The sequence below is a fragment of the Klebsiella sp. P1CD1 genome (assembly GCF_003790505.1).
Classification (GTDB): Bacteria; Pseudomonadota; Gammaproteobacteria; order Enterobacterales; family Enterobacteriaceae; genus Klebsiella; species Klebsiella variicola.
This window is the reverse complement of sequence record NZ_CP033631.1, coordinates 5,299,754-5,326,334: the sequence shown is the minus strand read 5'-3', so window position 1 is coordinate 5,326,334 and position 26,581 is coordinate 5,299,754. Positions and strand designations below refer to the sequence as shown.

The window sequence follows — 26,581 nt, the reverse complement described above, 5'->3', positions numbered from 1 at the left end:
GAGGGGCAGATGGCCCGGTTAAGCCTCGGTAAACGATTTTATTAAATCCCTTCGGGAAGATAAGATGCCTGGAATGACAATCATTTGTTCTCTGGAGAACCAAATGGCCCGGCGGTTTGATTATCTTGCGGATGTAGAAGTCTTTCTGGCGGTGGCCGAGCGCGGGTCGTTTACCGCCGGCGCGGTGGCGCTGTCGTCGACGCCGTCGGTGTTAAGCCGGGCCGTCACCCGTCTTGAAACGCGTCTGGGGTGCCAGCTGCTGCGCCGCTCCACCCGTCGGATCAGCCTGACCGAGGCCGGAAGCGCCTATCTGAGTCAGGTCCGCCAGGCGTTTGAGGTGCTGGATAATGCCGAACGGGAGACGCAGGGGCAAAAAGGGGCGTTATCCGGGCGCGTTAAATTGAGCGCCCCCACCACCTGGGGACACTATCGTTTGCCCGCCCGGCTGGCGTTGTACCGTCAGTTGCACCCCGACGTACAGATTGAGCTGAATATTACCAACCGTAATGTCGATATTATCGCTGAGGGCTTCGATCTGGTGGTGCGCCAGGGACATTTACCCGACAGCGGCCTGGTGGCAAAAAAGCTGGAAGATGCGGCGCTATGTCTGGTGGCCTCGCCGGCCTATTTACGCTCGACAGCGAGACCGCTGAGTAAAATAGCCGATTTGCGCCATCATTCATGCCTGACATTTATTATGCCGGCAACGGGAAAAGTCGCCGAATGGGTATTTCGTGAGGATGGCCGGGATATCAGCTGGCTGCCGACGTCATCTCTGCATGTCTCCGATGATGTGCTCGGGGTGGTCTCGCTGGCCCTGCAGGGGGTGGGGATCTGTCAGAGCTATGCGTTTATTGTGCAGGAGGCGATCGCGCGCGGGGAGCTGGTTCCTGTTCTTCCGGCGTTCGCCGGACGTTCACGGCCTTTCTCGGTGCTTTACCCGCCGCATAGAAGCCAGTCAGCCGCTGCCCGGGCATTAATTACCCTGCTGACCATGCCAGCCGAGGCGCTGGCGACGCTGTGCGCGACATTACCTGATGCCTATGGCTGAGGGCTCATCCACAAGGACTAAGACGTTTTGTCAATTATGTTTATATTATCTTATTTTTTATTATATTTTCTTTTCTGTGGTTAATTTATTTCTTTTTTTATAGAGGTTAACCATTAATCTCTTGATGAAAAATTAAGGTTACCGATAATGGGTTATGTTGTTAGGAATTGTCTTAAGTCACATAATTGTTAGGTGTTCTTGCAGTTTATAATAATGGATGCTATCACTATATAAGGTAATAATTTGTAGCATCTTTTATAAGGAAGGAATATGAAATGGACTATTCTTAATACTCTCATCTGCCCGCAATCCGGCATCGCCTTTTCGGCAATATCCAGCCTGCGTTTCTTAAAATTTATTATGTGGTACGAGGCCGATGTGATACTGCTGCCCGGCGAGTCGATGAAGCTCTATTCCTCGAGAGTTTTAATTAATGACCAGTATCATTCATTAAAAATCTACAATATTACGGTGTACGACGAGGCGCAATGGGAGAAATTACGCGAACGGCCATCTTGCCCGTATCAGGCTGGCGGCAAGCAGTCTGACTCCTGTTTTTTCCAGTCCTTTTGCGCGATTAAGCGCTGCCCGAATAATATTCCCCGCGGTGAACCCTGGCGTTAGCCCGAGAAAGCCGCCGGTCGGCTACCGGCGGCGCGATGTTATTTGACCAGCAGGGCGGCCATTCGTGGCTGGACGCTTGCACAGCCGGCGAGGACGAGGTTGCCTTGCCGCAGCCCTTCATTGGCGAGAAATGCATTGCACGTTCCGCCCGCCTCCTCAATCAACAGCATACCCGCCAGCGCGTCCCAGCTGTTCATATGCGCTTCAAAATAGCCATGGATCTGACCGGCAGCGACATGCGCCAGCATCAGGGCGCCTGCGCCAAAACGGCGATACTCCAGGCCGGCGTCGAGCAGCGTGTCGATGGCCCGGGCATAGTCGCTGGCCGGGGCGCGGCTGGAGCGCCCCATGCCGATCACCACCGCGTCGGGATCCGGTTCACGCAGCGTCAGGCGACGACCGTTGAGAAACGCCCCTTCGCCGCGGCCGGCGAAGAAAAACTCATCGCGATCGGGGGCGTAGATGATGCCGAACGAGAGTTCGCCCTGGCACACTCTCGCCAGTGAGATGCACCAGTAATCCATGCCAAGGATAAAGTTGGTGGTGCCATCCACGGGGTCAAGCACCCAGACGGTGTGCTCATCGCCTTCGAAACCGCTCTCTTCACCGAGGAAACCCTCCTGCGGAAAGTGCGCCTTCAGCCACCCTTTAATCTCCTGTTCTACCGCGAGATCTGCTTGCGAAACAAAGTCCTGGCGCGATTTTTTATCGACCTGCAATCCCGCATCGCGCAGCGCCTGGGCGTGGGCGCCTGCCTGGCGAATCAAGGCGCATAATGACTCTCGTTGTGCTTCCGTCATGGTCTTGCTCTCAGATAATAAAGGGCGACGTGCGCCGGTGAATTAATGTCACCTCCACCCAGGTGGTGCGTGAAGGTTGTAAAGGGTCGACGGTGCGCTCCTGCAGCCGGGCGAGGGTCTGGCGGGAGATCGCCGCCACATCCTGATGTAGCGTGGTGAGCTGGTAGCTATATTGCGCGGTCGGCGGCGTGTTATCAAAACCAATCAACTGATAATCCTCAGGCGCCTGTTTGCCGCGCTGGCGCATTCCATCGAGAAAGCCACAGGCAATCTGGGCGTTAGCGCAGAAGATCCCCTCCAGCGCCTCGTCGGCGAGCGCCGCGGCCTGAAACCCGCCCGTATAGCCCTCTTCCGGGCAGGCGAGGATCGCCAGATTGCGTTCGACGTCCACTCCGCGCGCCTGCAGTGCCCGGCTGAATGCTTCCCCACGCATGCGCCCGGCCCAGGTGGAAGGCGAGTGGTTGAGCCAGCCAAACCGCCGGCAGCCGCTGCGCAGCAGCTGGTCGGCCGCCAGTTCGGCGCCGGCGACGTTGTCAGAGCAGACATAATCCACCCCGGGGATCGTCGGCTGGCGGTTAATGCCCACTACCGGGATATGCTGCTGGACGCACTCGTTCACCAACGCCTCCGGCGGCTGGCCGGAGGTGACGATAACGCCGGAGACGCGAAACTGCGTGAAACGGCGCAGGGTGTGCGCCAGGTCCTGCTCGCTGTGGATCTCGCTCACCAGCGCCTGAAAGCCCTGGCGCTGGATCTCGTTGAGCAGGGCATCAAGCAGGGCGCTGCGAAAAGGATCGCTGATGCGCGAGACGATCACGCCGATTAAGTGGCTGCGCTGGCGATTGAGCCCCTGGGCAAGAAAGTTAACCTGGTACCCCAGCTCTTCGGCGGCGCGCAGCACCCGCGCCCGGGCGTCGGGAGAGATGCTGCCGTTGCTGCTCAGCGCGCGTGACACCACCGCCCGCGAGACGCCGGCCAGTCTGGCCACATCCTGGGCGGTGACGCTGGGTTTACGTGGGCTCATAGGGCATGCGCCTCGTCGGCGAATGCGGGACGCGGCAGCGTAAAGTGGTCCCCATCCTGCGACACGAATAATCCCTGCCACGGCTGACAGGCTTGCTTCAGCGCCGACAGGGCGGCGTCCTCGCAGTGATAGAGCCCCAGCGCCGGGAGCTTCAGCGTTCTGAACAGCATCAGGCAGGAGGGGAAATCGCCATGAGAAGCATCGTCGTCAAGGGCCGCCACTGAGGCACACTCCTGAAACGCCAGCCCGGCGCCGGCCATCAGGGCTATCGAGTCGGCGGTTGGCCGGCCATCGCCGCTGTAAAACAGCGTCTGCCCGGCAATGGTGATGCGGATGGCGCGATTACTCAGCTCATGCTGGGTGGCGGCGGTGCGGATCTGCCAGTCCTGCCACGTCCAGGCTTCGCGGCATTCCTGCCAGTCGATGGTGAAACCAGGGTCCGCCTGAGGCCAGTTCGCCAGCGCGGCCAGCTGCATGAGCACCGGCTGCTGCGCTGGCTGGCAGTAGATAATCAGCGGCTTCTGACGGGAGCCACTTTTCCAGTAATTCAGCAGCGCCGTCAGACCGGTACAGTGATCCGGATGGACGTGGGTGAAGTAGATTGCGTCAATATCATTGACCCCACCGCCGCGCTGCCAGAGTGCGCGGGGAACGGTGGGGCCGCAGTCGATTAACCACTGTTTGTTGTCCGCGTCGATCACCCGCAGCGCGGAGGTATTTTGCGTGCAGGAAAAGGCGCTCCCGCAGCCAAGCACATCTATTTTCATTGACCCTCGCCAAAATTTTTTGCCGCTTAATTAAATTGTCATAAATACCCGACAAAGTAGGCTCACATCATGTCGAGTTAACGTTGCATTTTTTTTACAGCCAAATGAACACGTGTTCACCTTGCTAAAAAAATGCCGCAGCAGCGCTTTCAGGTAGCGAATATGAGTTATTTACAGATCACCGGCCTTAAAATTAGTTATGGCGATAACGTGGTTTTACATAATATCGATCTGGCGGTCGAGCAAGGGGAAATGATTGCCCTGCTGGGTCCGTCGGGATGCGGAAAAACCACGCTGCTGAACGCGCTCTGCGGCTTTATTCCGGTGCAAAGCGGCGAGATGGCTATTGCCAGTCGAACGATCACCCATCTTGCGCCGGAGCAGCGCAATATCACCATGGTGTTTCAAAGCTACGCCCTGTGGCCGCACCTGACGGTAGCGCGCAATATCGGCTATGGCCTGAAGCTGCGCAAATGGCGCGGGGCGGATATCGCGCGGCGGGTGGCGGAGCTGCTGCGAATAGTGAATCTTGAGGGACTTGGCGAGGTGAAAGTGACCGAACTGTCGGGCGGTCAGCGGCAGCGGGTGGCGCTGGCGAGAGCCCTGGCCATAGAGCCCCAGGTGCTGGTGCTGGATGAGCCGTTATCTAATCTGGATGCCAAAGTGCGCCTGAATGTGCGCCATGAAATTAAATCTCTGCAAAAGAGACTGGGTTTCACGTCATTAATTGTCACCCACGATCAGCAGGAAGCCTTAGTGATGGCGGACCGCATTGCGGTATTAAATCAGGGGCGTATTGAACAAACTGGCACCCCGGAACAAATATATCAACGTCCCGCGACGCCCTTCGTCGCTGATTTTATGGGCGCCGATAATAAAATAACCTCCGGTGAATTATCTGCTGCTGCAATATCCGGTTTATCCGCCGCTCAGCAGGGGGAAAAAGTTATTTATTTTCGCAGCGCCGATGCCGCGCTCGCTGAATTAACGCAGCCTGCGCCGCAGGAGGGACTTGCTCTGGAGGGCGTGGTGGAGCAAAGCGCGTTTCTGGGCAATCTGTATCGCCACAGCGTGCGCTGTCATGACCGCCTGCTACTGGCCGATGCCGCGCAGTGCTGGCCGACAAAAAGCCGCGTTCGGCTCCATGTGCCAACGCCGGCCCTGCATATTTTTCCTTTACCACTATCACAGTGATATCAGCGTGTTCATTCTGGGGACAATCCATGTTGACTAAGACGAAAGCAGCGATCGTAACGACCCTCTTCCTGAGCCTTGGCGCACAGGCCGACACCATTCTGAATGTCGCCACCGCGGGCGATCAGAATATGGTGGATTATGTAAAAACCTGGCTGGGGCCAAAATTTGAAGCCGCTCATCCCGGCGTCAAGGTGCGGGTGATCGGTACCGGCCCCGGCGACGCCGGGTCGAATAAAATTAGCGAGAAGCTAACGGCCCAGCAGGAGAGCGGCGCGCAGCAGTGGGATATCGACGTCGCGGTAGTGCACCAGAAGGCGGGCGGTGAGCAGGTGGAAAAGGGATTACTGCAAAAATACCGTCAGGATATTCAGACCGGCGGCATGGTGAGTTCGCCGAGCGCCACTCAGGCGCTGGGCGTTAACGTCGACGGATACGTCATGCCGATGTTCTTAAGCCAGACCGCTATCGCCTGGAACAGCGATCTGCTCAGTACCCCACCGGCGTCGTATGACGAGCTGGTGGCCTGGACGCAGAAACATCCGCAGGCTTTTGGCTATAACGGCATCAAGAACGGCATGTCCGGCGTCAGCTTTGTGGTGGGCTGGATCTACGCCTACGGGACCGACGCCCAGCGTCTCTCCGCCGGGCCCTATGATAAAAGCGTCGAAAAAGGCTGGCAGCAGGCCTATGAGAAGCTGAAGGCGTTCAATAAAAACGTAACTTTTACCCCGGGCAACGCCGGGACGCTCGATATGCTGAGCCGGGGGGAAATCGCCATGGGCCCGGTGTGGGTCGATATGTTCTATAGCTGGAAAGATCAGGGCAAGCTGCCGCCCTCGATCAAGCTTGCTTTACTGGCGCCGGGTATGCCGGGTCAGCCGATGTATTACGTCATCCCGGCGAAGGCGGCGAATCCGCAGCTGGCACGCGACTTTATCGCGCTGGCCACCAGTCCGGAAGTGCAGGCGCAGGGGATCGTTAAGCAGTTTAACTGGTATCCGGGCATCGACGCCGGGCAGGTGAAGCCGAAGCTGGATACGGCGACCTGGCAAAAGCTGTTTGCCGAAATCTCGCCGGAAGCGCTGGCAAAGTATGGCAAAAGCTTCCCGATCGCTCCCTATTTTGACGACATCAAAGAGGGTTACGAAAGCCAGGTGGCCAACTAACGCCTTCTCCCGCCCGGGTTGTCGGCCCGGGCGCTTTCTTGTGCTGACGCCAGGTGCATTATGTCCAGTTCATTAAAATATCTGCTGCTGGTTGCTCCGGCGGCGCTGATGATCGCGATCCTGTTTTTGTATCCGCTGGGGTTTTCGCTGGTCTCGGCGTTTACCGCGCCGGGACAGCCGTTTACGCTCGATCACTTCCGCAAGGTCTATGCGCTTTACGCCATTGATGTGCTCTTTTCGCTGATTATCGTACTGGTCTCAGTGGCGCTGTTAGCGCTGATCGCCATTACCCTGTCGGCAGTGATTGCGCTGTCACCGTGCCGACCCGTTGTTCGTCTGCTGGGTTTTTTGTATCGCTTACCGCTGTTTATTCCGTTTATTGTCGTCGCCCAGATGATGCGCACTTTTCTCGCCAAAAATGGCCTGATGAACAATGCGCTGGTGGCGGCCGACCTGGTCACACCGCTGGAGACGCTCTCCTGGCTGGGATGGAAAGGGATAGTGATCACCTTTGTCTGGAAGCAACTGGCCTTTGCCACGCTGCTGATCTGCGGGGCGATGGCGGCGCTGGAGTCGTCGCAGATCCTTGCTGCGCGTAACCTTGGCGCCTCCCGGCCGCGGATCCTGTTCGATATCATGCTGCCGCAGGTCCTGCCGACCATCGGCGTGGCGCTGGTGCTGTCGACGGTGACCATGATGTCGGTGCTGTCGGTACCGTTGATGATCGGCGTCGGAACGCCGACGATGCTGACGGTGGATATGGCGTTTCGCGTGAATTCCTATGGCGATTACGCGGTGGCGAATGCGCTGGGTATGGTGTCGCTGGCGATCTGCGGCGCGCTGTCGTGGTTTTACCTGCGCCACAGCCTGCAGCAAAAAGGAGGGGAATCATGAAAGCGCTGACCCTCGCCTCATCCCCGTCATGGTGGATAAAAGGGCGCCGTAAAGTGCGCGCCAGCCTGGCGCTGCAGACCCTGCTGCTGCTGTTTATGCTGCTGGCGATGTTTGGCCCGTTGCTGAACCTGTTGATCTGGACCGTAGCGGAAAGCTGGTATTTTCCCCATTCGCTGCCCAGTCAGTGGGGTTTGAAGTACTGGTATCAGGTTTTCAATCCATACAGCGATGTGTCCGGTTCGCTGTTAACCAGCGTGTTGATCGCCCTGTTATCGGTGGGGGTCTGTTTGCTGATTTCCGTCCCCGCCGGCTATGCGCTTTCCCGGCGGAAAATGCCGCTGCGGGTGCTGTTTATGCTGCTGTTTCTCATCCCGCAGGCCTTTCCCAACCTGACGGTATACATGAATGTTGCCCGATTGTTTTATCAGTGGGGATTGAACGGCAGTATCGCAGGGGTGGTACTGGTGCATAGCGTTCACGGCCTGATGTATTCGGTGTGGATCTGTATGGCAGCCTTCTCATCCATCGACCCGCTGCTGGCGCGGGCGTCGCGTAACCTTGGCGCCGGACCGGTATATACCTTCTGGCACATTGTGCTGCCGCAGGCGGCGCCGGGGATCGTTGCCGCCAGCATCTTCGTTTTTCTGGAGTCGCTGGATGAGTTTACCGGCACCTTCTTTGTCGGCGCGCCGGATATCACCACGCTGCCGCTACTGCTCTATAACGCCAGCATGTCGGGTAACTATCAGGTCTCGTCGATTACGGCGCTGATTTTGCTGGTGCCATCGCTGCTCTTTATGGTGGTGATCCATAAATTTATGCGCCCGGAGATGATGGCGAAACTGGGGAAGTAAGGACCGTAGAAAACGAAAAAGCTTCCCGGTGGGAAGCTTTTTAACCTCAGGTCATCATCATTGGCCATTCTGGCGGCGTCTGACTCATGACCTCAATCATCACATCTTTGATATTACCCCAGATTTTTGCGATATCGATCAGGGTGATGCCCAGCAAACCGGTGGCGAACCAGCAGGCGGCGGCAAGGCCGAGGCAGCTGCAGATCACTGCCAGACCGGCATAATCGCTTTTCCGTAACTGGATATTCAACGAGCTGGCGAGAAACATCAGTACCGCGCTCACCAGGGGCCAGCGCAACAAAACGACACTGGTAGTAATGGAAGCCATTAACCTATCCTCAAAGAAAGTCGGGGAGCCATGGATGACCTGGCGCGACTGACGATGGCATAGCGCTCTGGTCTCGACTGGCAAACTAGAGAGTGATGAAACGTCATTTCTGTTTCATCAACTTGTGTGAACTATATCACACTTGGTGCTTTATTCGCCAGCCAAAAAATGAGCTTTCGCTGCGCTTAATAAGCTTTGATTTTGTGTGGATATAGGTAAGCAAAACCCGATTATCTTATTTTCATTCTCTTGCTAATGATTATTACTCTGCGGGTTTTATTACCAGTTCCTGTTTATTACACGGAGAAACCGAGTCAGATGCGCGTCTATTCTTAATCTGACGAGAATATCTTTCGAATACCTGATAAATAAGTATTATTCAACACCACCAGCTGAAAAGCTGACGCCCTGAAGGGCTGGCAGATATCTGCTGATGTCTATCGCAGTCGCGATTGCTAACGTGTTCGGGCTACCTTAATTAAGGCATATCGCATGGATGAAAGCGTAAATGGCTGACAGTGCGCCGCATAAGGCGCTCAGACTTGTCGGAATGGGGCTGGTTATTTTATTGCCGGTGATGTTGGCATTGTGGTTTGCCCAGCTGCGGGCCAAAGCCGAAACCATTGATCAATTGCACTCATTTTCGCAGCTGGCGCTGCAAAAAACAGAAATGGTCATCCGGGAAGCGGATCAGGCGCGGTTTAAAGCCAGCCGGTATCGTGGTGAGCTATGCTCAGCGGAGCACCAGCGTTATTTACTGCATATTGTTCGCGGTCTGCTGTATGTAGAAGATCTGATCTACGCCAACGGTCAGCGCTTTATCTGTTCAACGTCCGCTCATCCCGAGACCGGCTGGCGGATGCCCGCGGCGAATTACACCAAAAAGCCGGATGTGGCGATTTACTACTATCGGGATACGCCGTTTTACCCGGGCTTTGCCATGAATTATATGCAGAAGGGGCCCTATGTGGTGGTGGTCAACCCCTACTCGTTCAGCTCGGTGATTGCCAGCGACCGCGATTTAGCCTATGGCGTTTTCGATACTAAAACCAACCTCTTTTTCTCGCTGAGTAATAATGTTGAGCCCGCCGAACTCCAGGCGTTAATTCGCGAAGGCGATGCTTTTTTTAATCAGAATGGTCGGGTGTATACGATAGCCCGCTCCGCTATCCGGCCGATCGCGGTCATCATGTCCACCTCCCGGGCCAGCTACTACCACAACTTCTGTGACCAGGCGAGCCTGACGCTGCCGCTGGGGATCATTTGCAGTATTTTACTGGTGCTGGTGTGGACACGAACCCGCCGCCAGTATCACTCGCCGCGCAATATGCTACAGCGGGCTCTGAGCTGCCGCCAGCTGCGGCTGCACTACCAGCCGATTATCGATATTAAAAATAACCGCTGCGTCGGGGCGGAGGCGCTACTGCGATGGCCGGGGTTTGATGGCCCGGTGATGAACCCGGCGGAGTTTATCCCGCTGGCGGAAAATGAAGGCATGATTGCCCAGATCACGGACTACGTGGTGGACGAGCTGTTTTATGAAATGGGTGAGTTTCTTGCCAGCCATCCGCAGCTGTATGTGGCGATCAATCTCTCTGCGTCCGATTTCCACTCGGCGCGGCTGATTTCCCAGATCAGTGAGAAAGCGCACAGCTATGCGGTCTGCATCGGACAGATCAAAATCGAAGTGACCGAGCGCGGGTTTATCGACGTGGCGAAAACGACGCCGGTGATCCAGGCGTTCCGCGAAGCAGGCTATGAGATTGCGATCGATGATTTTGGTACCGGCTACTCGAATCTGCATAATCTGCACGCGCTGAATGTCGATATCCTCAAAATCGATAAAACCTTCGTTGATACGCTGACCACCAACAACACCAGCCATCTGATCGCTGAGCACATCATCGAGATGGCGCGCGGGCTGCGTTTAAAAACTATCGCGGAAGGGGTGGAGACCCCGGAGCAGGTAAGCTGGCTCTACAAGCGCGGCGTGCAATTTTGTCAGGGCTGGCTGTTTGCGAAAGCCATGCCGGCGCGGGAGTTTATGCAGTGGTTAGCGAATGCTCCCACGCCCATAAGCAGGCCTCAGCCGCCGCGTCACGCGGAGATCTGATGGCGGTAGTCGCTGGGAGTGCGGTCGAACTCGCGGCGGAACACCCGGGAGAAGGTTTGCTGCGAGACGTAGCCCAGATCCATCGCGATATCAAAGATAGGTCGCTGAGTGGTTCGCAACGCTTCCGCCGCCAGCAGCAGGCGGCGCTGACGAATATAATCACCCAGCGTCTGATGCATTACGGTACGGAACATCCGCTGCAGATACCATTTCGAGTATCCTGACTTTCTGGCGACTATATCAATGTTAAGTGGTTGATCGATATGTTCATCAATCCATTCAATCAGTGTTTGAATAATATCCTGATGGGACATAAAGCGGCCTCTCTCAATTCTCGATTCGTCGTTTTGTCTGCGGGCGAGTATAATTCCTCAAGTTAACTTGAGGTAAAGCGCTTTATGGAAAAGAAATCACCCCGCATCAAAATGCTGCTGACGCCCGGGGAAGTGGCAAAACGAACCGGCGTGGCGGTCTCGGCTCTCCATTTTTATGAGAGTAAAGGCCTGATCCATAGCCAGCGGAATGCCGGCAACCAGCGGCGCTACCGGCGCGATGTCCTGCGCGCGGTGGCGATTATCAAAATTGCGCAACGCATCGGCATCCCGCTGGCGACCATCGGCGACGCGTTTGGCGTACTGCCGGAAGGGCACAACCTCAGCGCAAAAGAGTGGAAGATGCTGTCATCGCAGTGGCGTGAGGAGCTGGACCGGCGTATTCATACCCTGACGGCGTTGCGCGACCAGCTCGACGGCTGTATCGGCTGCGGCTGTTTATCACGGCGCGACTGCCCGCTGCGCAACCCGGGCGATAAGCTGGGGGAAGAGGGGACCGGCGCCCGGCTGCTGGAAGAGGAATAATAAAACTAAAGCGCCACAACTGGGCGCTTTAGTTGTTTTCCGGTCTTTGTCTTTCGCATTATCTCGCTGGTTCACGAGAGGGTTTCCCCCGACATCGACGTCCCTCAGTATTGCGCAATCTGTTGATGGAGGTTCCGGTTTGCGTCGACACTTTAACTATGGCAGCTGCTGCCATTTTTTCCTTACTATTTTGCCGAAATTTTCCCGGCAATGAGCGCCTGTTCCTATAGTTAATTTGAACAAACCACGGGAGAGGCCCATGCTGACGGTACACCATCTTAATCAATCACGATCGCAACGCGTACTGTGGGCACTGGAAGAGCTGCAGCTGCCTTATCAGATAGTCCGCTATCAGCGGGAAAAGTCGATGCTGGCGCCGGCGGCGCTGAAGAAAGTCCATCCGTTGGGGAAATCGCCGGTGCTGGAAGACAACGGCTATGTGCTGGCGGAGTCCGGGGCCATTCTCGAGTATTTGCAGGAGACCTGGGACAGCGGCGGGCTGCTGAAGCCGCAGGCGATAGAGGACAAACTGCAGTACCGCTTCTGGCTGCACTATGCCGAAGGCTCGCTGATGCCGCTGCTGTTAATGAAGCTGGTGTTCGCCAGCCTGGGTAAACCCCCTGTGCCCTTTGGCGTCCGCTCGCTGGGCGCCCTGCTGGGCAAGGGCATTCAGAAAGCGTGGCTGGATCCCCAGCTGGCCACCCATGCGCGGTTTATTGACGACCATCTTGCCACGCGGCCATGGTTTGCCGGCGAGCGACTGAGTATGGCCGATATCCAGATGAGCTTCCCGGTGATGGCGCTGTTGGCGCGCGGTGGCGTGCATGACCTTGTCCATATCGAGGCCTGGCGACAGCGGGTGGAGCAGCGTCCGGCCTGGCAGCGGGCCATCGAGCGCGGCGGCCCCTTTTCCTTACCCGGCGCCTGAGGTATCAGCGGATCCGATGACGCCGACAAATGAAAGCAACTCACTAAAAATTTGTTAGCGGATTGCGCATAGACGATAACGTTTGCGCATCGTCTGGTTATTTTCTGCTCGTCATAAGCGAAATTTAGCGAAATACGATAAACATCGGTTGAAAAGGGTTATCTAAAGGCCGGATAATCGTTTGCCTTTCTGTTTTGCTCCCTCTTTTTTCTGCTATCCAGAGGGAGGAGATAAGGTTGACACACCGTAGTGTATGCGCGGAGTTAAACGTTTGCTTTTTTGCAGCCCCCCTGGCGCTGCGATTCGGTACAAGGAGATCGCGTTTAACTGGCAGTGGAGGGTCCACCACGCATATCAACGAACAATAAAAATTTTCAGGGGAAGTTTTCTATGTCTACGCCTTCAGCGCGTACCGGCGGTTCATTAGACGCCTGGTTTAAAATTTCGGCGCGCGGTAGCACCGTGCGTCAGGAGATTGTTGCAGGTCTTACTACCTTTCTGGCGATGGTTTACTCCGTCATCGTGGTGCCGGGCATGCTCGGTAAAGCGGGCTTCCCGCCGGCCGCGGTGTTTGTCTCGACCTGTCTGGTGGCGGGCGTTGGCTCGCTGGTGATGGGGTTATGGGCAAATCTGCCGATGGCTATCGGCTGCGCCATTTCGTTGACCGCCTTCACCGCCTTCAGCCTGGTGCTGGGGCAGCAGATCAGTATTCCGGTGGCCCTCGGCGCGGTATTCCTGATGGGTGTCCTGTTTACGGTGATTTCCGCGACCGGCATCCGCAGCTGGATCTTGCGCAACCTGCCGCAGGGCGTGGCGCATGGTACCGGGATCGGGATTGGCCTGTTCCTGCTGCTGATCGCCGCCAACGGCGTTGGTCTGGTGATCAAAAATCCGCTGGACGGTCTGCCGGTGGCGCTGGGCAAATTTGCCAGCTTCCCGGTGGTGATGTCGCTGATTGGCCTCGCGGTGATCATTGGTCTGGAAAAAATGAAGGTGCCGGGCGGTATTCTGCTGACCATTATTGGTGTGTCGATTGTGGGCCTGATTTTCGATCCGAACGTCCATTTCTCCGGTATTTTCGCCATGCCATCCCTGAGCGATGATAAAGGCAACTCGCTGATCGGCAGCCTCGACATCATCGGCGCGCTGAACCCGGTCGTGCTGCCCAGCGTGCTGGCGCTGGTGATGACGGCGGTCTTTGACGCCACCGGTACTATCCGCGCGGTGGCCGGCCAGGCAAACCTGCTGGACAAAGACGGACAGATCATCAACGGCGGTAAAGCGTTGACCACCGACTCCCTGAGCAGCGTCTTCTCCGGTTTAGTTGGCGCGGCGCCAGCGGCGGTGTATATCGAATCGGCGGCGGGTACCGCGGCTGGCGGTAAAACCGGTCTGACCGCGGTGACGGTCGGTGTCCTGTTCCTGCTGATCCTGTTCCTCTCCCCGCTCTCTTATCTGGTACCGGCCTACGCGACCGCGCCGGCGCTGATGTACGTCGGCCTGCTGATGCTGAGCAACGTGGCAAAAATCGATTTCAACGACTTCGTTGACGCGATGGCTGGCCTGATCACCGCGGTGTTTATCGTGCTGACCTGTAACATCGTGACCGGCATCATGATCGGTTTCGCTACCCTGGTGATTGGCCGTCTGGTCTCCGGCGAGTGGCGTAAGCTGAACCTCGGTACGGTAATTATCGCCGTGGCGCTGGTGGCGTTTTACGCCGGCGGTTGGGCGATTTAAACCCTTCGTGCTCCTCACGGGCGGCTCAGGCCGCCCGTTTTATTTTTAAGCCACATCCTGTTTCCATTTGCGTTAATCTGGGTAGCGTATGATTCACAGGCACGACGCCTCACAGGTATAAAAGAAAACGCAGCAAACAGGGAACACATGGAAATATTCTTTACCATCCTCATCATGACCCTTGTGGTCTCACTGTCCGGGGTAGTGACGCGTGTACTGCCCTTTCAGGTTCCACTCCCACTGATGCAAATCGCCATTGGCGCGCTTCTGGCGTGGCCGACCTTCGGTTTGCACGTTGAATTTGATCCAGAGCTGTTTCTGGTCCTGTTTATCCCGCCGCTGCTGTTCGCCGACGGCTGGAAAACGCCGACCCGTGAGTTTATTGAACACGGGCGGGAGATCCTTGGTCTGGCGCTGGCGCTGGTGGTCGTGACGGTGGTCGGCATCGGCTTTCTGATCTACTGGATTGTGCCTGGCATTCCGCTGATCCCGGCGTTCGCGCTGGCGGCCGTACTCTCGCCGACCGATGCCGTGGCGCTCTCCGGCATCGTCGGGGAAGGGCGGATACCGAAAAAAATCATGGGTATTCTGCAGGGCGAGGCGTTAATGAACGATGCCTCTGGCCTGGTCTCACTCAAGTTTGCCGTCGCGGTGGCGATGGGCACCATGGTCTTCACCGTTGGCGGCGCGACCGTAGAGTTTCTGAAGGTGGCGATCGGCGGCGTGCTGGCCGGGTTTGTGGTGAGCTGGTCGTATGGCCGCTCGATGCGTTTCCTCAGCCGCTGGGGTGGGGATGAACCCGCCACGCAGATTGTCCTGCTGTTCCTGCTGCCGTTTGCCTCCTATCTGATTGCCGAACATATCGGTGTCTCCGGTATCCTGGCGGCGGTGGCGGCGGGGATGACCATCACCCGTTCCGGCGTGATGCGTACCGCGCCGCTGGCCATGCGTCTGCGCGCTAACAGCACCTGGGCGATGCTGGAATTTGTCTTCAACGGCATGGTCTTCCTGCTGTTGGGCCTGCAGCTGCCGGATATCCTCTCCAGCTCGCTGGTGGCGGCGGAAGCTGACCCCAACGTCGAGACCTGGATGCTGTTTACCGACATCATCCTGATCTATGCCGCGCTGATGCTGGTGCGTTTTGGCTGGCTGTGGTCGATGCGTAAGCTTAGTCAGCGCTTCCTGAAGAAGAAACCGATGGAGTTTGGCTCCTGGACCACCCGCGAGCTGCTGATCTCCTCTGTGGCCGGGGTGCGCGGGGCGATTACCCTCGCCGGTGTGCTCTCGATTCCGCTGTTGCTGCCGGACGGGAATGTTTTCCCTGCGCGCTATGAGCTGATTTTCCTCGCCGCCGGGGTGATCCTGTTCTCGCTGTTCGTCGGGGTGATTGCGCTGCCGATCCTGCTGCGCCACATTGAATCGAGTGACAACGTGCAGCAGCGGAAAGAGGAACGACTGGCGCGCGCAGCGACGGCAGACGTGGCGATTGTGGCGATCCAGAAGATGGAAGAGCGCCTGGCGGCGGATACCAAAGAGAATATCGATAATCAGCTGCTGACCGAAGTCAGTTCGCGGGTGATCGGTAACCTGCGCCGCCGCGTCGATGGTCGTAACGACGTGGAAACCTCTATGCTGGAGGAGAGTCTGGAGCGTCGCTTCCGCCTGGCGGCGCTGCGCTCCGAGCGTGGAGAGCTGTATCACCTGCGCGCCACCCGGCAGATCAGTAACGAGACGCTGCAGAAGCTGCTGCACGATCTCGACCTGCTGGAAGCGCTGTTAATCGAAGATCAATAACCTTTAGTCCGGATAGCGCGACGCTTATTCGGGCTACTGGCGAGACTGCAGTAAATGTGTCGCCCCGGTAAGCGTTAGCGCGACCGGGGGAAACCCGGGCAGCGGCGCAAGCGCCTGACCCGGGTTACCCATTCCTCTGTGAAATGCGTTGTCACCAGGGAATTATTCCAGCCAGAACGCTTTACTGCACGCCAGCCAGGCCTCAGCGCTGCGCGACATATACACGCCCTCCCGCCAAATCATCCCCAGCTCCCAGCGCAGCTCGCTTTGCAATGGGATCCAGCAAAAGTTCTGCGGGTCGAGACGCTGGCAAATCGGCTCGGGCAGGATCGCCACGCCAATGCCGGCCTGCACCATCGCGGCGAGAAAATCCCACTGGCCGCTGCGCACCGCGATACGCGGCTTTACGTCATGCTCGGCAAACAGGCGCATCAGCTGCTGGCTGAGGGCAAATTCTTCGTTGTAGATGACCAGCGGATACGCCGCCAGCTCGGCCGGCGAGAGCGAGGTCACGCCCTCCCACGGCGCGGTTCTTGGCGTCAGGACGCACAGCGGGTGGTTGAACAACGGCAGGGTGGTGAGGTGGCTACCCTCTTCGATGGGCAGGGCGGTCATCGCCATATCGAGCTCGCCGTTGCTGACCGCCTGCTGGACCGTCAGGCCGCCAAACTCGGCGATTTTCAGCTCGACGCCCGGGTAGCGCTCGCGGAAGCGGCTGATCGGCTCCGCCATCAGCATCCCGACCATCGGTGGAATGCCAAGCCGCAACACCCCTTTATGCAGGTGGTTGATATCGCTCAGTTCTGACTCCAGCTGGCTGAACTCGCCAAGGATCGCCTGGCCGCGTTCAAAAACAACGCGCCCGGTATCGGTGAGCAGCAGTTTACGGCCATCGCGGATCAACAGCGTGCAGTTCAGTTCATCTTCGAGATTTTTGAGCATCTTGCTGATGGTGGGCTGTGTGACGAACAGCTTTTCCGCCGCGCGAGTAAAACTCTGCTGACGAACCACTTCAACGAAATAGCGCAGCGTTCGGATATCCATAATTATTCCCTGAGACTATACCTGCGATGATTTTAATTCATTTCTGTCCGCTTCGGCGGCTCTCTATACTGCACCCCTGACTTCTTTTTTTCAGGAATATCGCTCATGGCCTTCGCGCCAGCTCGCGTTGCCCCCGCCGTGGCGCAGCGTCTTCAAATCCCGCTGCAGGTGCTCCTTTATGTCGGGTTATTTATTTTTGCGCAATATCTGGTGAACAGGTGGCAGGTACCCCTGCCGGCTAACCTGGTCGGCATGGTGATGCTCCTGCTGCTGATCGTCTGCCGGGTGATCCCCCTGAGCTGGGTTCGCGCCGGCGCCCGCTGGTTGCTGGCGGAGATGCTGCTGTTTTTCGTCCCGGCGGTGGTCGCGGTGGTCAATTATACCCAGCTGCTGATGGTTGATGGCTGGCGGATTTTCCTGGTGATTGCCTTAAGCACGCTGATGGTGCTCGGCGCGACGGCCTGGGTCGTCGACAGGGTCTACCGTTACGAAGTGAGCCGGCTAAAAAATGAGTGATGTCATGCTGAGCGTCCTGTGTCTGGTGGCGACGCTGGGTCTCTATTACGCCAATAAAAGACTGTATCGCCGTTTTCATAAACTGCCGCTGATGCCGCTGGTGTTCACGCCGATCCTGCTGGTGCTGATCCTGGTGCTGGGCCATATCTCTTATCAGAGCTATATGGGAGAGACCCACTGGCTGCTGTGGCTGCTGGGCCCCGCCACCATCGCCTTTGCCGTCCCGGTCTATGAAAATGTCGCGGTGATCAAACGCCACTGGATGTCGCTCAGCGCCGGGGTGGTAACGGCGGTGGTGGTGGCGGTGACCAGCTCCGTATGGCTGGCGCGCGGATTGATGTTGTCTGATGAAATCCAGCGCAGCCTGGCGGTGCGCTCGGTGACCACGCCCTTTGCGCTGGCGGCGGCGAAACCGCTCGGTGGTCAGCCCGATCTGGTGGCGCTGTTTGTGGTGATCACCGGCGTCTTTGGCATGGCGGTGGGGGATATGCTGTTTTTACGCCTGGCTATCCGGGAAGGGATGGCGAAAGGAGCCGGGTTCGGCGCGGCTTCCCATGGTGCCGGGACGGCGCGCTCCTATGAGCTGGGCCAGCAGGAGGGCGTGGTGGCCAGCCTGGTGATGATGCTGTCTGGCGTAGTGGTGGTGCTGGCGGCGCCGTTAGTGCGCTGGCTGCTGTTTTAGCGTTCTCGTGTAACCGGTTGTTATGAAATATTGAGGGGCGGAATAGTTGTGAACTATTTTCGCCCCTTTTTGTTTATGCCGGTTATTGGTCATCAGAAAAGATTAAGGCAATTCTTATTACCATCCTCTCTTTGTAACTAAATATTTCATAATCAATACTGATCTAATTATATTGCGAATGATGTATAGGCTTTTTATTATCTCTAAGAATTTTATAAGTTTGTATCGCTATGATTTCAAAGGAACTTCATCTTATTTTTCTCATTTTTTAAGGCGATTTGTTTAAAAATCAATTTTTACATTAATAATTGAGCTTTTACCCTCTGTTCGTTATTCTTTTTACGCGGGCTTGTATTATTGAATGGATTCAAATGCTGGTCATTTATTTATGTATAATATTAATTATCATAAATCATATGTCACGTAAATGTGTATGTGACGCCGCGCGGATGCAAATTCATTCTCTAATATATCTGCATAAAACAATTGACGGACTGATTGTCGTTTATAATGGATATGGGAATAAATATGAAGATGAGTAAAAAAATTCTGGCGGGTGCCCTGATTTTCTCTGCCTGCAGCGTGCTGTCTACCGTTGCTCAGGCCGATAACACCATTACTTTTAATGGTGTTGTTTCCGATACGACCTGTACGGCGACTATTGACGGCGGCGTAACGGCTATTGATATGGGCACCACCTCAGTGGCGGATCTGAAAGCGTATACCTTCGGCGCTGCCAAGAACTTCTCCTTTAGCTTAGCCGATTGCCCGACCGCGGAAGACGGTGGCAACAGTATCGCTCGCGTCACTTTTGGCGGTGTTTCCGATACCGCGAACAGCGATTATTTTAAAAACCAGGCGACTGATGAGCCGGCAACCGGTGTTGCTGTGGCCCTTTTCGACGAAGCGGGTAAGGTGATGAAGAATAATGAAGAGGGTTCGGATGTCGATATTTCTTCCGGTGCCGCAACCATTCCATTCACCGTTAAAATGGTGAAGTCGGGTGATACCGATCCGACGAAAGGTACCGTTCAGACAACTGTGACTTATAACGTGACTTATTATTAATTCGGCGTTTTGTTGAATGGAGAAAGGGGAATCGTCTGCTATTCCCCTTTAATTAAACGTATGAGATATCCTTTTTTTGTGGTCGGTTTTTTGCTGTCTTCCTCTATTGCGCAAGCCAGCGTGGTCGTGGGCGGCACGCGTCTGGTGTTTGATGGTGCGAAAAACAACGCCGTCATCACGGTTGAGAATAAAGATCAGAGCAGCAATATCGTCCAGTCCTGGCTCTCGGTGGTGGATGCCGCGTCGCCAGCCAAAGACGCGTTTATTATTACGCCGCCGCTGTTCCGTCTCAAAGCCGGAGAGAAAGGATTCGTGCGCGTTGTCCGCTCAGGAAAAAAACTACCCGACGATCGCGAGTCGATGTTTTGGCTCAATATCAAGGGGATCCCGGCAACGGAATATGTCCCGGATAAAAATGTGGTGCAGTTTGCCATCAACTCGAAAATAAAATTGATTTATCGACCTGCCGCGTTAAAAGGCAATACACCGGAATCGTATGCCGAAAAATTACAGTGGGGAAAAGCGGGGGACTCGGTGACGGTAAAAAATAACTCACCGCTGTATATGAATTTTTCCCAGGTTAGCCTTAACGGAAAAAATATTTCTGGCGCATGGTTTGCTGCCCCATTTTCTACTTTAAAAATACCCGTGCAGAGTACCCTGTCCGCGACAGGAAAAAAAGAGATCACATGGAGCGTGATTAATGATTATGGTATGTCAGGGAAGAAATATACCGCTATCATTCAGTAGCGTTGAGCTACTGTTTTCAACCAAAAGTATCTGCGTCGCTATTGTTTTGTGCCTGAGTACCTTGTCTTCTCGCGCTGAGGCCGGTGAATATTTCAACCCGAATTTACTCGAAGTCGCCGAGGAGCCTGCGGCTTCGGTGGATCTGTCCTATTTTTCGCAAGATGGCGTACCGCCGGGCACCTATCATCTGGATGTTTACATCAATGATAAGTATGTCAGTTCAGAATCGCTGACCTTTCAGGAAATTGGCCATGACGCAGGCGCGACCGCTTCTCCCTGTCTTTCCGCGGAGTATCTGAATTCGTGGTTGATTAATACCACCGCCTATCCCCAGCTGTTCGCGGCAGGGGAAACCTGCGCCCGGCTGTCGGCGATCCCCGGGATGACATTTTCGGTGTCTCTTGCCCAACAGCGAATCGATTTTACCGTGCCGCAGGCCGCGATGCTGAATCGCCCAAGAGACTATATACCGGAGAGCCAGTGGCAGCAGGGGATCAACGCCGGTCTTCTCAACTATAGTGTCACCGGGCAGCGCAATGCGCCGCGGCATAATGGCGCGACCGTAGACAGCCAGTTTGTTAGCTTGCAGCCTGGGGTGAATCTGGGGCCATGGCGTCTGCGCAACTACAGCACCTATAGCCACAGCGACAACAGCAGCCGCTGGGAGTCGGTTTACTCGTACCTTGCCCGCGATATTCACACCCTGCGCAGTCAACTGGTGGTCGGTAATACCTATACCTCTTCCGGCATCTTCGACAGTGTGAGCTTTACCGGCCTGCAGCTCAGTTCGGACAAAGAGATGCTGCCGGATAGCCTGCATGGCTTTGCGCCGACGATTCGAGGGATCGCGCGCACCACCGCGGAGGTCTCGGTTTATCAGAATGGTTACAGCATTTATAAAACCACCGTCGCTCCCGGCGCCTTTGAGATTAACGATCTGTATGCCACCGGCAGCGCCGGCGATCTGTACGTCACCGTTAAAGAGTCTGACGGCAGCGAGCAAAACTTTGTGGTGCCTTTTGCCTCGCTGGCGGTCCTGCAGCGCGAGGGCCAGCTGGACTATGCGCTGAGCAGCGGCAGGACGCGCTCAGGCAGCTCCGACGATAAAGAATACAACTTTATTCAGTCTTCCCTGGCCTATGGCGCCACCAGTAACTTTACTCTCTATACCGGCTTTCAGCAGGCGGAAGATAAATACACCAACCTGCTGTTAGGCGCTGGCTTTAACCTTGGCACCATCGGCGCGCTGTCGTTTGACGGCTCTCAGTCGTGGGCCGACGTGAAAACCAGCGATACGGCCTCGTCAACCCGCAAAGAACAGGGGCAATCGTATCGCGTCCGCTTCAGCAAAAGCTTTCTGCAGACGGGCACCAGCTTTTCCGTGGCCGGCTATCGCTACTCCACCGCGGGATACTATTCGTTTCAGGATTTTGTCGATAACGCCTCCACGCAGCGCGACTGCTGTACGCAGAGCGGCAGGACAAAAGGCCGGTTTGACGCTTCGCTGTCGCAGACGCTGTTTGGCTATGGTTCGCTCTCGCTTTCGCTGGTCAATGAAACCTATTGGGACAGCTCGCGCATGGAGTCGGTAGGCGTGGGCTATAGCGGGTCGATTGGCAGGGCCTCCTACTTTATTAACTATTCCTATAACCGCAATGTGCAAAGTACCGATGACAGCGGCAATAACCGGCCGGCCAGCGATACCATCGTCTCCCTGACGCTAAGCATCCCGCTTGGCGAGACGCTCTCGGCGAATTACACCTTGAACCATGGTCGGCATAACGACACCACGCACAGCGTGGGGCTCAATGGCTCGGCGTTCGAGGATCGCTCTCTCAACTGGAGTCTCCAGGAGGGTTACAACACCCAGGATAAGAGCACCTCCGGCAACCTCAGCGTCAATTATCAGGGAGCAAAAGGCGATGTCGCCGGCGGCTATGGCTACGACCACTACAGCAATCACTACAATTATTCGCTGCGCGGCGGCATGGTTGCTCACGCGGGCGGGCTCACGCTGTCGCGCTTTCTGGGTGAGAGTGCTGCACTGATCGAAACGCCCGGCGTCAGCGATGTGCGGGTGCAGGGCCAGACCAACGTGACGACGGATGCCGCCGGGTATGCCGTCGTACCGTATGTTCGCCCTTACCATCGCAACAGCCTGGCGCTGGATGAACAGCAGATGGCTGGCGCCGAGGTGGATAACGTCGCCAGAACGGTGGTCCCAACGCGCAATGCAATCGTCAAAGTGCAGTATGACACCCGAATTGGCTATAAGGCGATGCTCACCCTGCGTACTCGCAACGGTGTGGTGCCTTTCGGCGCGCTGGTGACACTTGATAATGATCGCGCCAGCGCGGCGCGCAGCAATATTGTCGGCGATGAGGGGCAGGTGTATCTCACGGGGCTGCAGAAAAAAGGCCAGCTGTTAGCGCGCTGGGGGGAGAAAAGCAGTGAGCAGTGCACCGTTCATTACGACTTCTCCAGCATGGCTCTTGGCGACGATATTCTGTTCTATCAGGCCGAATGCCGGTAATGGATGCAGGTTTTCAACATGGAAGAAGGGGCTGATATGAATATGCGAGACGGCAGCACAAGGGGCATCCTGGTGGCCAGCCTTTTGCTGCTCTCCCTTCCGGCGCTGGCTTATGAAGGCAGCAGCACGGTCAATTTTAACGTCACGGGCACCATCGAAGCGCCTTCCTGCGAGGTGGCCGTGGAACCGTCGAACAGTATCGATTTAGGCACCGTCTCCTCGCAGACGTTCTCCGGAAATGCCGGGTCGAGCGGCGCCAGCGTGCCGGTTAAGCTGGTCTTTTCCAGTTGTTCCGCCGATGCGTCGGCGGTAACCATCGCATTTAGCGGAGCAAAATTCGATAACACTTACACCTCGGTTTATAAAAACTTCCGCACAGGCAGCGACGGGGCCAGCGGCGTCGGTATGCAACTTCTCACTCTTGCCGATCAGCAGCCCCTCGGGCCTGGCGACCAGTATCTTTATACCTTTGGTGACCGTGCCGACGTCCATATCTTCAATATGGTAGCACGCATGTTTTCGCCCTATGGCCAGGTAAGGCCGGGGATTGTCGGCTTTACCGCCACGTTCGATGTGGCTTACAAATAACGTTTCGACAGGGATGGGTATGAAAAAACTGATCTTCTTGTTCATGCTGGTACTGTGTCCCCTCTATAGCTGGGCGGCCTGCACGGGAACCAACTATGGCGATGTCTCGATGACTAACTTGCCGGAAAAGATTCTGGTCAACGCCGGGAGCTACACCGCGGGCACCGTGCTGTATGACTCGGGGAAAATTACCCGCGCGCAAACGGAGCTGATTAACTGCGAGGGAAGCACCTACGCGGTGTTTGCCTGGTCCTCGAACAATGCCGGGTCGCTGATAGGGGATAATATCTATGCCACCTCGGTGCAGGGGATCGGCCTCCGCGTCAAGGTGTGGCTCAATATCAGCGGTGAATATGACGGTGATACCGATGATTTCAGCCCCGACTCGCAGGTGCATTATATCGGCGATGTGAATTACTATCTCGGTAAGCCCACCGGCCTGTTTGATTATTATGCCTCGACCCATTACACCCCGGCATATCAGCTGCAGCTGGTGGCCACCGGCGGCGCTATCGCCAGCAACAGTCAATTATCGTTCAGCGATCCGGTGGCTACGGTTTCGGCGAAGGATAGTAAGGCGACGCTCTCCATTTCCCGGCTGCACATCAGCGGCACCACCAGCATCCAGATGATCCCGATGGGGTGTATTGTCGGTAGCAATAATCTCAGTTTTGCCATGGGCAGCATCAATGCCAGCGAGTTCAACACCGCGACGAAGGTGGGGAACGCGCGGCAGTCCCTGACTCTTGCCTGCGAGCCGGGAACCAACGTTTCGATGCGTGTGGCGGCGGCGCAAGCGAGTGGGGATAACCCTGGCAACACGGTGATAGCCTTAACGGCAGAGGAGAATGTTGCCACCGGGGTGGGAGTTCAGTTGAATATGGATGGCGAAGCGCTGCCGTTAAATACCGATATCAGCCTCTATACTTCGAGCCGCACGACGGTGACCAACAGCGGCGCGGATGCCAGCTATAGCTATTTCACCAACCCCGACAGCCCAGGCGGGGCCGCGGCCATGCAGACGCTTGCCTTATCCACTAACTATTACAAGACGGGGAGCGCGGTGACCGCGGGTTCGGCAAACGCCACCGGGGTGATCACCTTAACCTATAACTAAGAGGTCGGGGGGGAACCCCTTCTCCGGACGGCGCCGGGGAAGGGGAGAGAACGATTAATGCGCCTGGCCGCGTTCGATACCGATCCCGGTTTGTGAACGGATAAACTGGGCGCGGAACTGCTCGCGCTCGCGCATCCCTTCCGGTGAGTTATCGGTGGCGGAGAAGACCCAGATACCGATGAACGCGATGGCGATGGAGAACAGCGCCGGATATTCATACGGGAACAGCGCTTTCTCATGGCCGAGGATCTGCACCCAAATGGTCGGGCCGAGGATCATCAGAATGACCGCAGTCAGCAGGCCCAGCCAGCCGCCGACCATCGCGCCGCGGGTGGTCAGCTTCGACCAGTACATCGACAGCAGAATAATCGGGAAGTTACAGCTGGCGGCAATGGAGAAGGCCAGGCCGACCATGAAAGCGATGTTCTGATTTTCAAACAGAATACCCAGCAGAATGGCCACCACCCCGAGGATCAGCACGGTGATCTTGGAGACCTTCAGCTCCTGACGCTCGGTCGCGCCCTTGCGGAAGACGTTGGCGTACAGGTCGTGCGACACCGCTGAGGCGCCGGCGAGCGTCAGGCCAGCCACCACCGCCAGGATAGTGGCGAAAGCGACCGCGGAGATAAAGCCGAGGAACAGATTGCCCCCCACCGCATCCGCCAGATGCACCGCCGCCATGTTATTGCCGCCGATAAGCTGTCCGGCCGCGTCTTTAAACGCCGGGTTCGCGCCGACCAGCATGATGGCGCCGAAGCCGATAATAAAGGTCAGGATATAGAAATAGCCCATAAAACCGGTGGCGTAGAAGACGCTTTTACGCGCTTCTTTGGCATCGCTCACGGTAAAGAAGCGCATCAGAATATGCGGCAGGCCGGCGGTACCGAACATCAGACCCAGACCCAGAGAGAGCGCGGATATCGGATCTTTCACCAGTCCGCCGGGACTCATAATCGCCGCCCCTTTCGGATGGACGGCCATCGCCTCGGTAAACAGGTTATTGAAGCTGAAGCCGACGTGCTTCATGACCATAAAGGCCATAAAGCTGGCGCCGCACAGCAGCAGAACCGCTTTAATAATCTGCACCCAGGTGGTTGCCAGCATGCCGCCGAACAGGACATAGAGCACCATCAGCACGCCAACCAGCACCACGGCGACATGGTAATTGAGGCCGAACAGCAGCTGGATCAGCTTGCCGGCGCCCACCATCTGCGCGATCAGATACAGCGCCACCACCACCAGCGATCCGCAGGCGGAGAGGGTGCGGATCGGCCCCTGCTTCAGGCGGTATGAAGCGACGTCAGCAAAGGTATAGCGGCCAAGGTTGCGCAGTCGTTCGGCAATCAGAAACAGGATAATCGGCCAGCCGACGAGAAAGCCCAGCGAGTAGATCAGGCCGTCGTAGCCTGAGGTATACACCAGCGCGGAAATACCGAGGAACGACGCTGCCGACATAAAGTCGCCGGCAATCGCCAGCCCGTTCTGGAAGCCAGTAATATTGCCGCCGGCGGTATAATAATCGCTGCGCGAACGTACCCGTTTTGAGGCCCAGTAGGTGATGTAAAGCGTCAGGGCGACGAAAATCAGGAACATGACAATCGCCTGCCAGTTGGTCGGCTGGCGCTGTACCGCGCCGGTAATGGCGTCTGCCGCGTGAGCGCCGAGGGGCAGCAGCGTGGCGGCGAGCGCCGTCAGGACTCTCTTGATCATGCTTTTACCTCGTTGAGAACGCTCTTGGTCAAACGGTCGAATTCACCATTGGCCCGCCAGACATAAATACCGGTCAGGATAAACGAAATGACGATCACGCCAATGCCGAGCGGGATCCCGCGGGTGACGCTGGTACCGGCGTGCAGCGGAGTGCCGAGCCAGCCGGGCGCGAAGGCGATAAGCAAAATAAAGCCCACGTAGATCACTAACATAATCACTGACAGAATGGCGGCAAACCGTTGCCGTGATGCAACTAACTCCCTGAAATGCGCACTATTTTCTATCCGCTGACAAAGTTGTTCATTCATCTTAGCGTCTCCAGAGGTCTCCCTTTCGTCATCCACTCAGCGGACGCTGGCGACAGCAACCCCTCCGGCGATGGAGCCGGGATACGGTTTGCTGACGGCGTTCCTGCGAGTGGAATCCTGGGGGAGGG

26 protein-coding genes are annotated in these 26,581 nt (G+C 56.5%); 18 read left to right on the top strand and 8 right to left on the bottom strand.

Annotated features, from left to right (window positions below; genetic code table 11):
- The first annotated feature begins 103 nt into the window (after positions 1-103).
- Both DTA24_RS26335 and DTA24_RS26330 read left to right on the top strand, forming a co-directional pair.
- Positions 104-1,051 carry a LysR family transcriptional regulator gene (locus DTA24_RS26335; RefSeq protein WP_110196172.1) on the top strand — a complete coding sequence of 316 codons (948 nt, stop codon included), beginning with the start codon at positions 104-106 and terminating at the stop codon, positions 1,049-1,051.
- A 270-nt stretch (positions 1,052-1,321) separates the two neighbouring features.
- Entirely contained in the window at positions 1,322-1,675 is a 354-nt protein-coding gene (locus DTA24_RS26330) for an anti-adapter protein IraM (protein WP_008807283.1), read from the top strand.
- A gap of 38 nt (positions 1,676-1,713) precedes the next feature.
- Here DTA24_RS26330 and DTA24_RS26325 read toward each other — a convergent pair whose 3' ends face one another.
- From DTA24_RS26325 to DTA24_RS26315, 3 genes are read right to left on the bottom strand one after another with little or no spacing between them, the layout of a single operon-like run.
- Positions 1,714-2,475: an inositol monophosphatase family protein gene (locus DTA24_RS26325; RefSeq protein WP_110196171.1), complete on the bottom strand. Its 762-nt coding sequence runs from the start codon at positions 2,473-2,475 to the stop codon at positions 1,714-1,716.
- 10 nt (positions 2,476-2,485) lie between these two features.
- The gene (locus DTA24_RS26320; RefSeq protein WP_023323471.1) at positions 2,486-3,499 is read right to left on the bottom strand and encodes a LacI family DNA-binding transcriptional regulator; all 1,014 of its coding nucleotides are present in this window, start codon (positions 3,497-3,499) and stop codon (positions 2,486-2,488) included.
- Entirely contained in the window at positions 3,496-4,266 is a 771-nt protein-coding gene (locus tag DTA24_RS26315) for an MBL fold metallo-hydrolase (protein WP_012969156.1), read from the bottom strand. The genes DTA24_RS26320 and DTA24_RS26315 overlap by 4 nt, the downstream gene beginning before the upstream one ends.
- A gap of 162 nt (positions 4,267-4,428) precedes the next feature.
- Here DTA24_RS26315 and DTA24_RS26310 point away from each other — a divergent pair, with 162 nt between their 5' ends.
- Genes DTA24_RS26310 through DTA24_RS26295 form a run of 4 tightly spaced genes read left to right on the top strand, consistent with a single transcriptional unit; the run spans position 4,429 to position 8,377 of the window.
- Entirely contained in the window at positions 4,429-5,460 is a 1,032-nt protein-coding gene (locus DTA24_RS26310; protein WP_023323472.1) for an ABC transporter ATP-binding protein, read from the top strand.
- Between the two features lie 29 nt (positions 5,461-5,489).
- Positions 5,490-6,629 carry an extracellular solute-binding protein gene (locus DTA24_RS26305; RefSeq protein ID WP_008807278.1) on the top strand — a complete coding sequence of 380 codons (1,140 nt, stop codon included), beginning with the start codon at positions 5,490-5,492 and terminating at the stop codon, positions 6,627-6,629.
- A gap of 60 nt (positions 6,630-6,689) precedes the next feature.
- A complete protein-coding gene (locus DTA24_RS26300) occupies positions 6,690-7,523 on the top strand; it encodes an ABC transporter permease (RefSeq protein WP_063105933.1) in 834 nt (277 codons plus the stop codon).
- Entirely contained in the window at positions 7,520-8,377 is an 858-nt protein-coding gene (locus DTA24_RS26295) for an ABC transporter permease (protein ID WP_012543174.1), read from the top strand. The genes DTA24_RS26300 and DTA24_RS26295 overlap by 4 nt, the downstream gene beginning before the upstream one ends.
- Positions 8,378-8,423: 46 nt before the next feature.
- On the opposite strand, the gene DTA24_RS26290 is transcribed toward DTA24_RS26295, so the two are convergent.
- Entirely contained in the window at positions 8,424-8,705 is a 282-nt protein-coding gene (locus tag DTA24_RS26290; RefSeq protein WP_008807275.1) for a YjcB family protein, read from the bottom strand.
- 508 nt (positions 8,706-9,213) lie between these two features.
- On the opposite strand from DTA24_RS26290, the gene DTA24_RS26285 reads away from it, so the two are divergent.
- Positions 9,214-10,818, top strand: a complete 1,605-nt coding sequence (locus tag DTA24_RS26285) for an EAL domain-containing protein (protein WP_032731712.1) — start codon at positions 9,214-9,216, stop codon at positions 10,816-10,818.
- Here the strand turns inward: DTA24_RS26285 and soxS are convergent.
- Positions 10,803-11,132, bottom strand: coding sequence for a superoxide response transcriptional regulator SoxS (gene soxS, locus DTA24_RS26280; RefSeq protein ID WP_004151738.1), 330 nt, complete (start codon positions 11,130-11,132; stop codon positions 10,803-10,805). The genes DTA24_RS26285 and soxS overlap by 16 nt on opposite strands.
- A gap of 84 nt (positions 11,133-11,216) precedes the next feature.
- Here soxS and soxR point away from each other — a divergent pair, with 84 nt between their 5' ends.
- The 4 genes from soxR (at position 11,217) to DTA24_RS26260 (ending at position 16,137) form a co-directional block, all read left to right on the top strand.
- Positions 11,217-11,675, top strand: a complete 459-nt coding sequence (gene soxR, locus DTA24_RS26275) for a redox-sensitive transcriptional activator SoxR (RefSeq protein ID WP_004206331.1) — start codon at positions 11,217-11,219, stop codon at positions 11,673-11,675.
- 259 nt (positions 11,676-11,934) lie between these two features.
- On the top strand, positions 11,935-12,603 hold the full coding sequence (locus tag DTA24_RS26270) for a glutathione S-transferase family protein (RefSeq protein WP_012543173.1): 669 nt from the start codon (positions 11,935-11,937) through the stop codon (positions 12,601-12,603).
- Positions 12,604-12,993: 390 nt separating this feature from the next.
- The gene (locus DTA24_RS26265; protein ID WP_008807272.1) at positions 12,994-14,343 is read left to right on the top strand and encodes an NCS2 family permease; all 1,350 of its coding nucleotides are present in this window, start codon (positions 12,994-12,996) and stop codon (positions 14,341-14,343) included.
- 147 nt (positions 14,344-14,490) lie between these two features.
- Complete coding sequence (locus DTA24_RS26260) at positions 14,491-16,137, top strand: Na+/H+ antiporter (protein WP_012543172.1); 1,647 nt, start codon at positions 14,491-14,493, stop codon at positions 16,135-16,137.
- Positions 16,138-16,299: 162 nt separating this feature from the next.
- Here DTA24_RS26260 and DTA24_RS26255 read toward each other — a convergent pair whose 3' ends face one another.
- Complete coding sequence (locus tag DTA24_RS26255; protein WP_012543171.1) at positions 16,300-17,181, bottom strand: LysR family transcriptional regulator; 882 nt, start codon at positions 17,179-17,181, stop codon at positions 16,300-16,302.
- A gap of 105 nt (positions 17,182-17,286) precedes the next feature.
- Here DTA24_RS26255 and DTA24_RS26250 point away from each other — a divergent pair, with 105 nt between their 5' ends.
- From DTA24_RS26250 to DTA24_RS26220, 7 genes are all read left to right on the top strand, one after another.
- Positions 17,287-17,697, top strand: a complete 411-nt coding sequence (locus tag DTA24_RS26250) for a CidA/LrgA family protein (RefSeq protein ID WP_008807270.1) — start codon at positions 17,287-17,289, stop codon at positions 17,695-17,697.
- The gene (locus tag DTA24_RS26245) at positions 17,690-18,379 is read left to right on the top strand and encodes an LrgB family protein (protein WP_008807269.1); all 690 of its coding nucleotides are present in this window, start codon (positions 17,690-17,692) and stop codon (positions 18,377-18,379) included. Before DTA24_RS26250 ends, DTA24_RS26245 begins: the two co-directional genes overlap by 8 nt.
- A gap of 510 nt (positions 18,380-18,889) precedes the next feature.
- Positions 18,890-19,447: a fimbrial protein gene (locus tag DTA24_RS26240; protein WP_074442684.1), complete on the top strand. Its 558-nt coding sequence runs from the start codon at positions 18,890-18,892 to the stop codon at positions 19,445-19,447.
- Positions 19,448-19,507: 60 nt separating this feature from the next.
- Positions 19,508-20,197: a fimbrial assembly chaperone gene (locus tag DTA24_RS26235; RefSeq protein WP_032691118.1), complete on the top strand. Its 690-nt coding sequence runs from the start codon at positions 19,508-19,510 to the stop codon at positions 20,195-20,197.
- Complete coding sequence (locus DTA24_RS26230; RefSeq protein WP_109849132.1) at positions 20,151-22,730, top strand: fimbria/pilus outer membrane usher protein; 2,580 nt, start codon at positions 20,151-20,153, stop codon at positions 22,728-22,730. The genes DTA24_RS26235 and DTA24_RS26230 overlap by 47 nt, the downstream gene beginning before the upstream one ends.
- Positions 22,731-22,766: 36 nt before the next feature.
- Positions 22,767-23,318, top strand: a complete 552-nt coding sequence (locus tag DTA24_RS26225; RefSeq protein WP_044613841.1) for a fimbrial protein — start codon at positions 22,767-22,769, stop codon at positions 23,316-23,318.
- A 19-nt stretch (positions 23,319-23,337) separates the two neighbouring features.
- Entirely contained in the window at positions 23,338-24,435 is a 1,098-nt protein-coding gene (locus tag DTA24_RS26220; RefSeq protein ID WP_038422004.1) for a type 1 fimbrial protein, read from the top strand.
- A gap of 54 nt (positions 24,436-24,489) precedes the next feature.
- Here DTA24_RS26220 and actP read toward each other — a convergent pair whose 3' ends face one another.
- Entirely contained in the window at positions 24,490-26,142 is a 1,653-nt protein-coding gene (gene actP / locus DTA24_RS26215; protein ID WP_024623073.1) for a cation/acetate symporter ActP, read from the bottom strand.
- Complete coding sequence (locus DTA24_RS26210) at positions 26,142-26,453, bottom strand: DUF485 domain-containing protein (RefSeq protein WP_004177812.1); 312 nt, start codon at positions 26,451-26,453, stop codon at positions 26,142-26,144. The genes actP and DTA24_RS26210 overlap by 1 nt, the downstream gene beginning before the upstream one ends.
- Positions 26,454-26,581: the final 128 nt, after the last annotated feature.

Coding starts and splice junctions, on each gene's coding strand:
- DTA24_RS26315 (WP_012969156.1), bottom strand. CDS start 4,266: ATGAAAATAGATGTGCTTGGCTGCGGGAGCGCCTTTTCCTGCACGCAA.
- DTA24_RS26310 (WP_023323472.1), top strand. CDS start 4,429: ATGAGTTATTTACAGATCACCGGCCTTAAAATTAGTTATGGCGATAAC.
- DTA24_RS26220 (WP_038422004.1), top strand. CDS start 23,338: ATGAAAAAACTGATCTTCTTGTTCATGCTGGTACTGTGTCCCCTCTAT.
- DTA24_RS26270 (WP_012543173.1), top strand. CDS start 11,935: ATGCTGACGGTACACCATCTTAATCAATCACGATCGCAACGCGTACTG.
- DTA24_RS26305 (WP_008807278.1), top strand. CDS start 5,490: ATGTTGACTAAGACGAAAGCAGCGATCGTAACGACCCTCTTCCTGAGC.
- soxR (WP_004206331.1), top strand. CDS start 11,217: ATGGAAAAGAAATCACCCCGCATCAAAATGCTGCTGACGCCCGGGGAA.
- DTA24_RS26230 (WP_109849132.1), top strand. CDS start 20,151: ATGATTATGGTATGTCAGGGAAGAAATATACCGCTATCATTCAGTAGC.
- DTA24_RS26285 (WP_032731712.1), top strand. CDS start 9,214: ATGGCTGACAGTGCGCCGCATAAGGCGCTCAGACTTGTCGGAATGGGG.
- DTA24_RS26260 (WP_012543172.1), top strand. CDS start 14,491: ATGGAAATATTCTTTACCATCCTCATCATGACCCTTGTGGTCTCACTG.
- DTA24_RS26250 (WP_008807270.1), top strand. CDS start 17,287: ATGGCCTTCGCGCCAGCTCGCGTTGCCCCCGCCGTGGCGCAGCGTCTT.
- DTA24_RS26255 (WP_012543171.1), bottom strand. CDS start 17,181: ATGGATATCCGAACGCTGCGCTATTTCGTTGAAGTGGTTCGTCAGCAG.
- DTA24_RS26335 (WP_110196172.1), top strand. CDS start 104: ATGGCCCGGCGGTTTGATTATCTTGCGGATGTAGAAGTCTTTCTGGCG.
- DTA24_RS26300 (WP_063105933.1), top strand. CDS start 6,690: ATGTCCAGTTCATTAAAATATCTGCTGCTGGTTGCTCCGGCGGCGCTG.
- DTA24_RS26235 (WP_032691118.1), top strand. CDS start 19,508: ATGAGATATCCTTTTTTTGTGGTCGGTTTTTTGCTGTCTTCCTCTATT.
- soxS (WP_004151738.1), bottom strand. CDS start 11,132: ATGTCCCATCAGGATATTATTCAAACACTGATTGAATGGATTGATGAA.
- DTA24_RS26295 (WP_012543174.1), top strand. CDS start 7,520: ATGAAAGCGCTGACCCTCGCCTCATCCCCGTCATGGTGGATAAAAGGG.
- DTA24_RS26290 (WP_008807275.1), bottom strand. CDS start 8,705: ATGGCTTCCATTACTACCAGTGTCGTTTTGTTGCGCTGGCCCCTGGTG.
- DTA24_RS26265 (WP_008807272.1), top strand. CDS start 12,994: ATGTCTACGCCTTCAGCGCGTACCGGCGGTTCATTAGACGCCTGGTTT.
- DTA24_RS26320 (WP_023323471.1), bottom strand. CDS start 3,499: ATGAGCCCACGTAAACCCAGCGTCACCGCCCAGGATGTGGCCAGACTG.
- DTA24_RS26245 (WP_008807269.1), top strand. CDS start 17,690: ATGAGTGATGTCATGCTGAGCGTCCTGTGTCTGGTGGCGACGCTGGGT.
- DTA24_RS26225 (WP_044613841.1), top strand. CDS start 22,767: ATGAATATGCGAGACGGCAGCACAAGGGGCATCCTGGTGGCCAGCCTT.
- DTA24_RS26240 (WP_074442684.1), top strand. CDS start 18,890: ATGGATATGGGAATAAATATGAAGATGAGTAAAAAAATTCTGGCGGGT.
- DTA24_RS26325 (WP_110196171.1), bottom strand. CDS start 2,475: ATGACGGAAGCACAACGAGAGTCATTATGCGCCTTGATTCGCCAGGCA.
- DTA24_RS26210 (WP_004177812.1), bottom strand. CDS start 26,453: ATGAATGAACAACTTTGTCAGCGGATAGAAAATAGTGCGCATTTCAGG.
- DTA24_RS26330 (WP_008807283.1), top strand. CDS start 1,322: ATGAAATGGACTATTCTTAATACTCTCATCTGCCCGCAATCCGGCATC.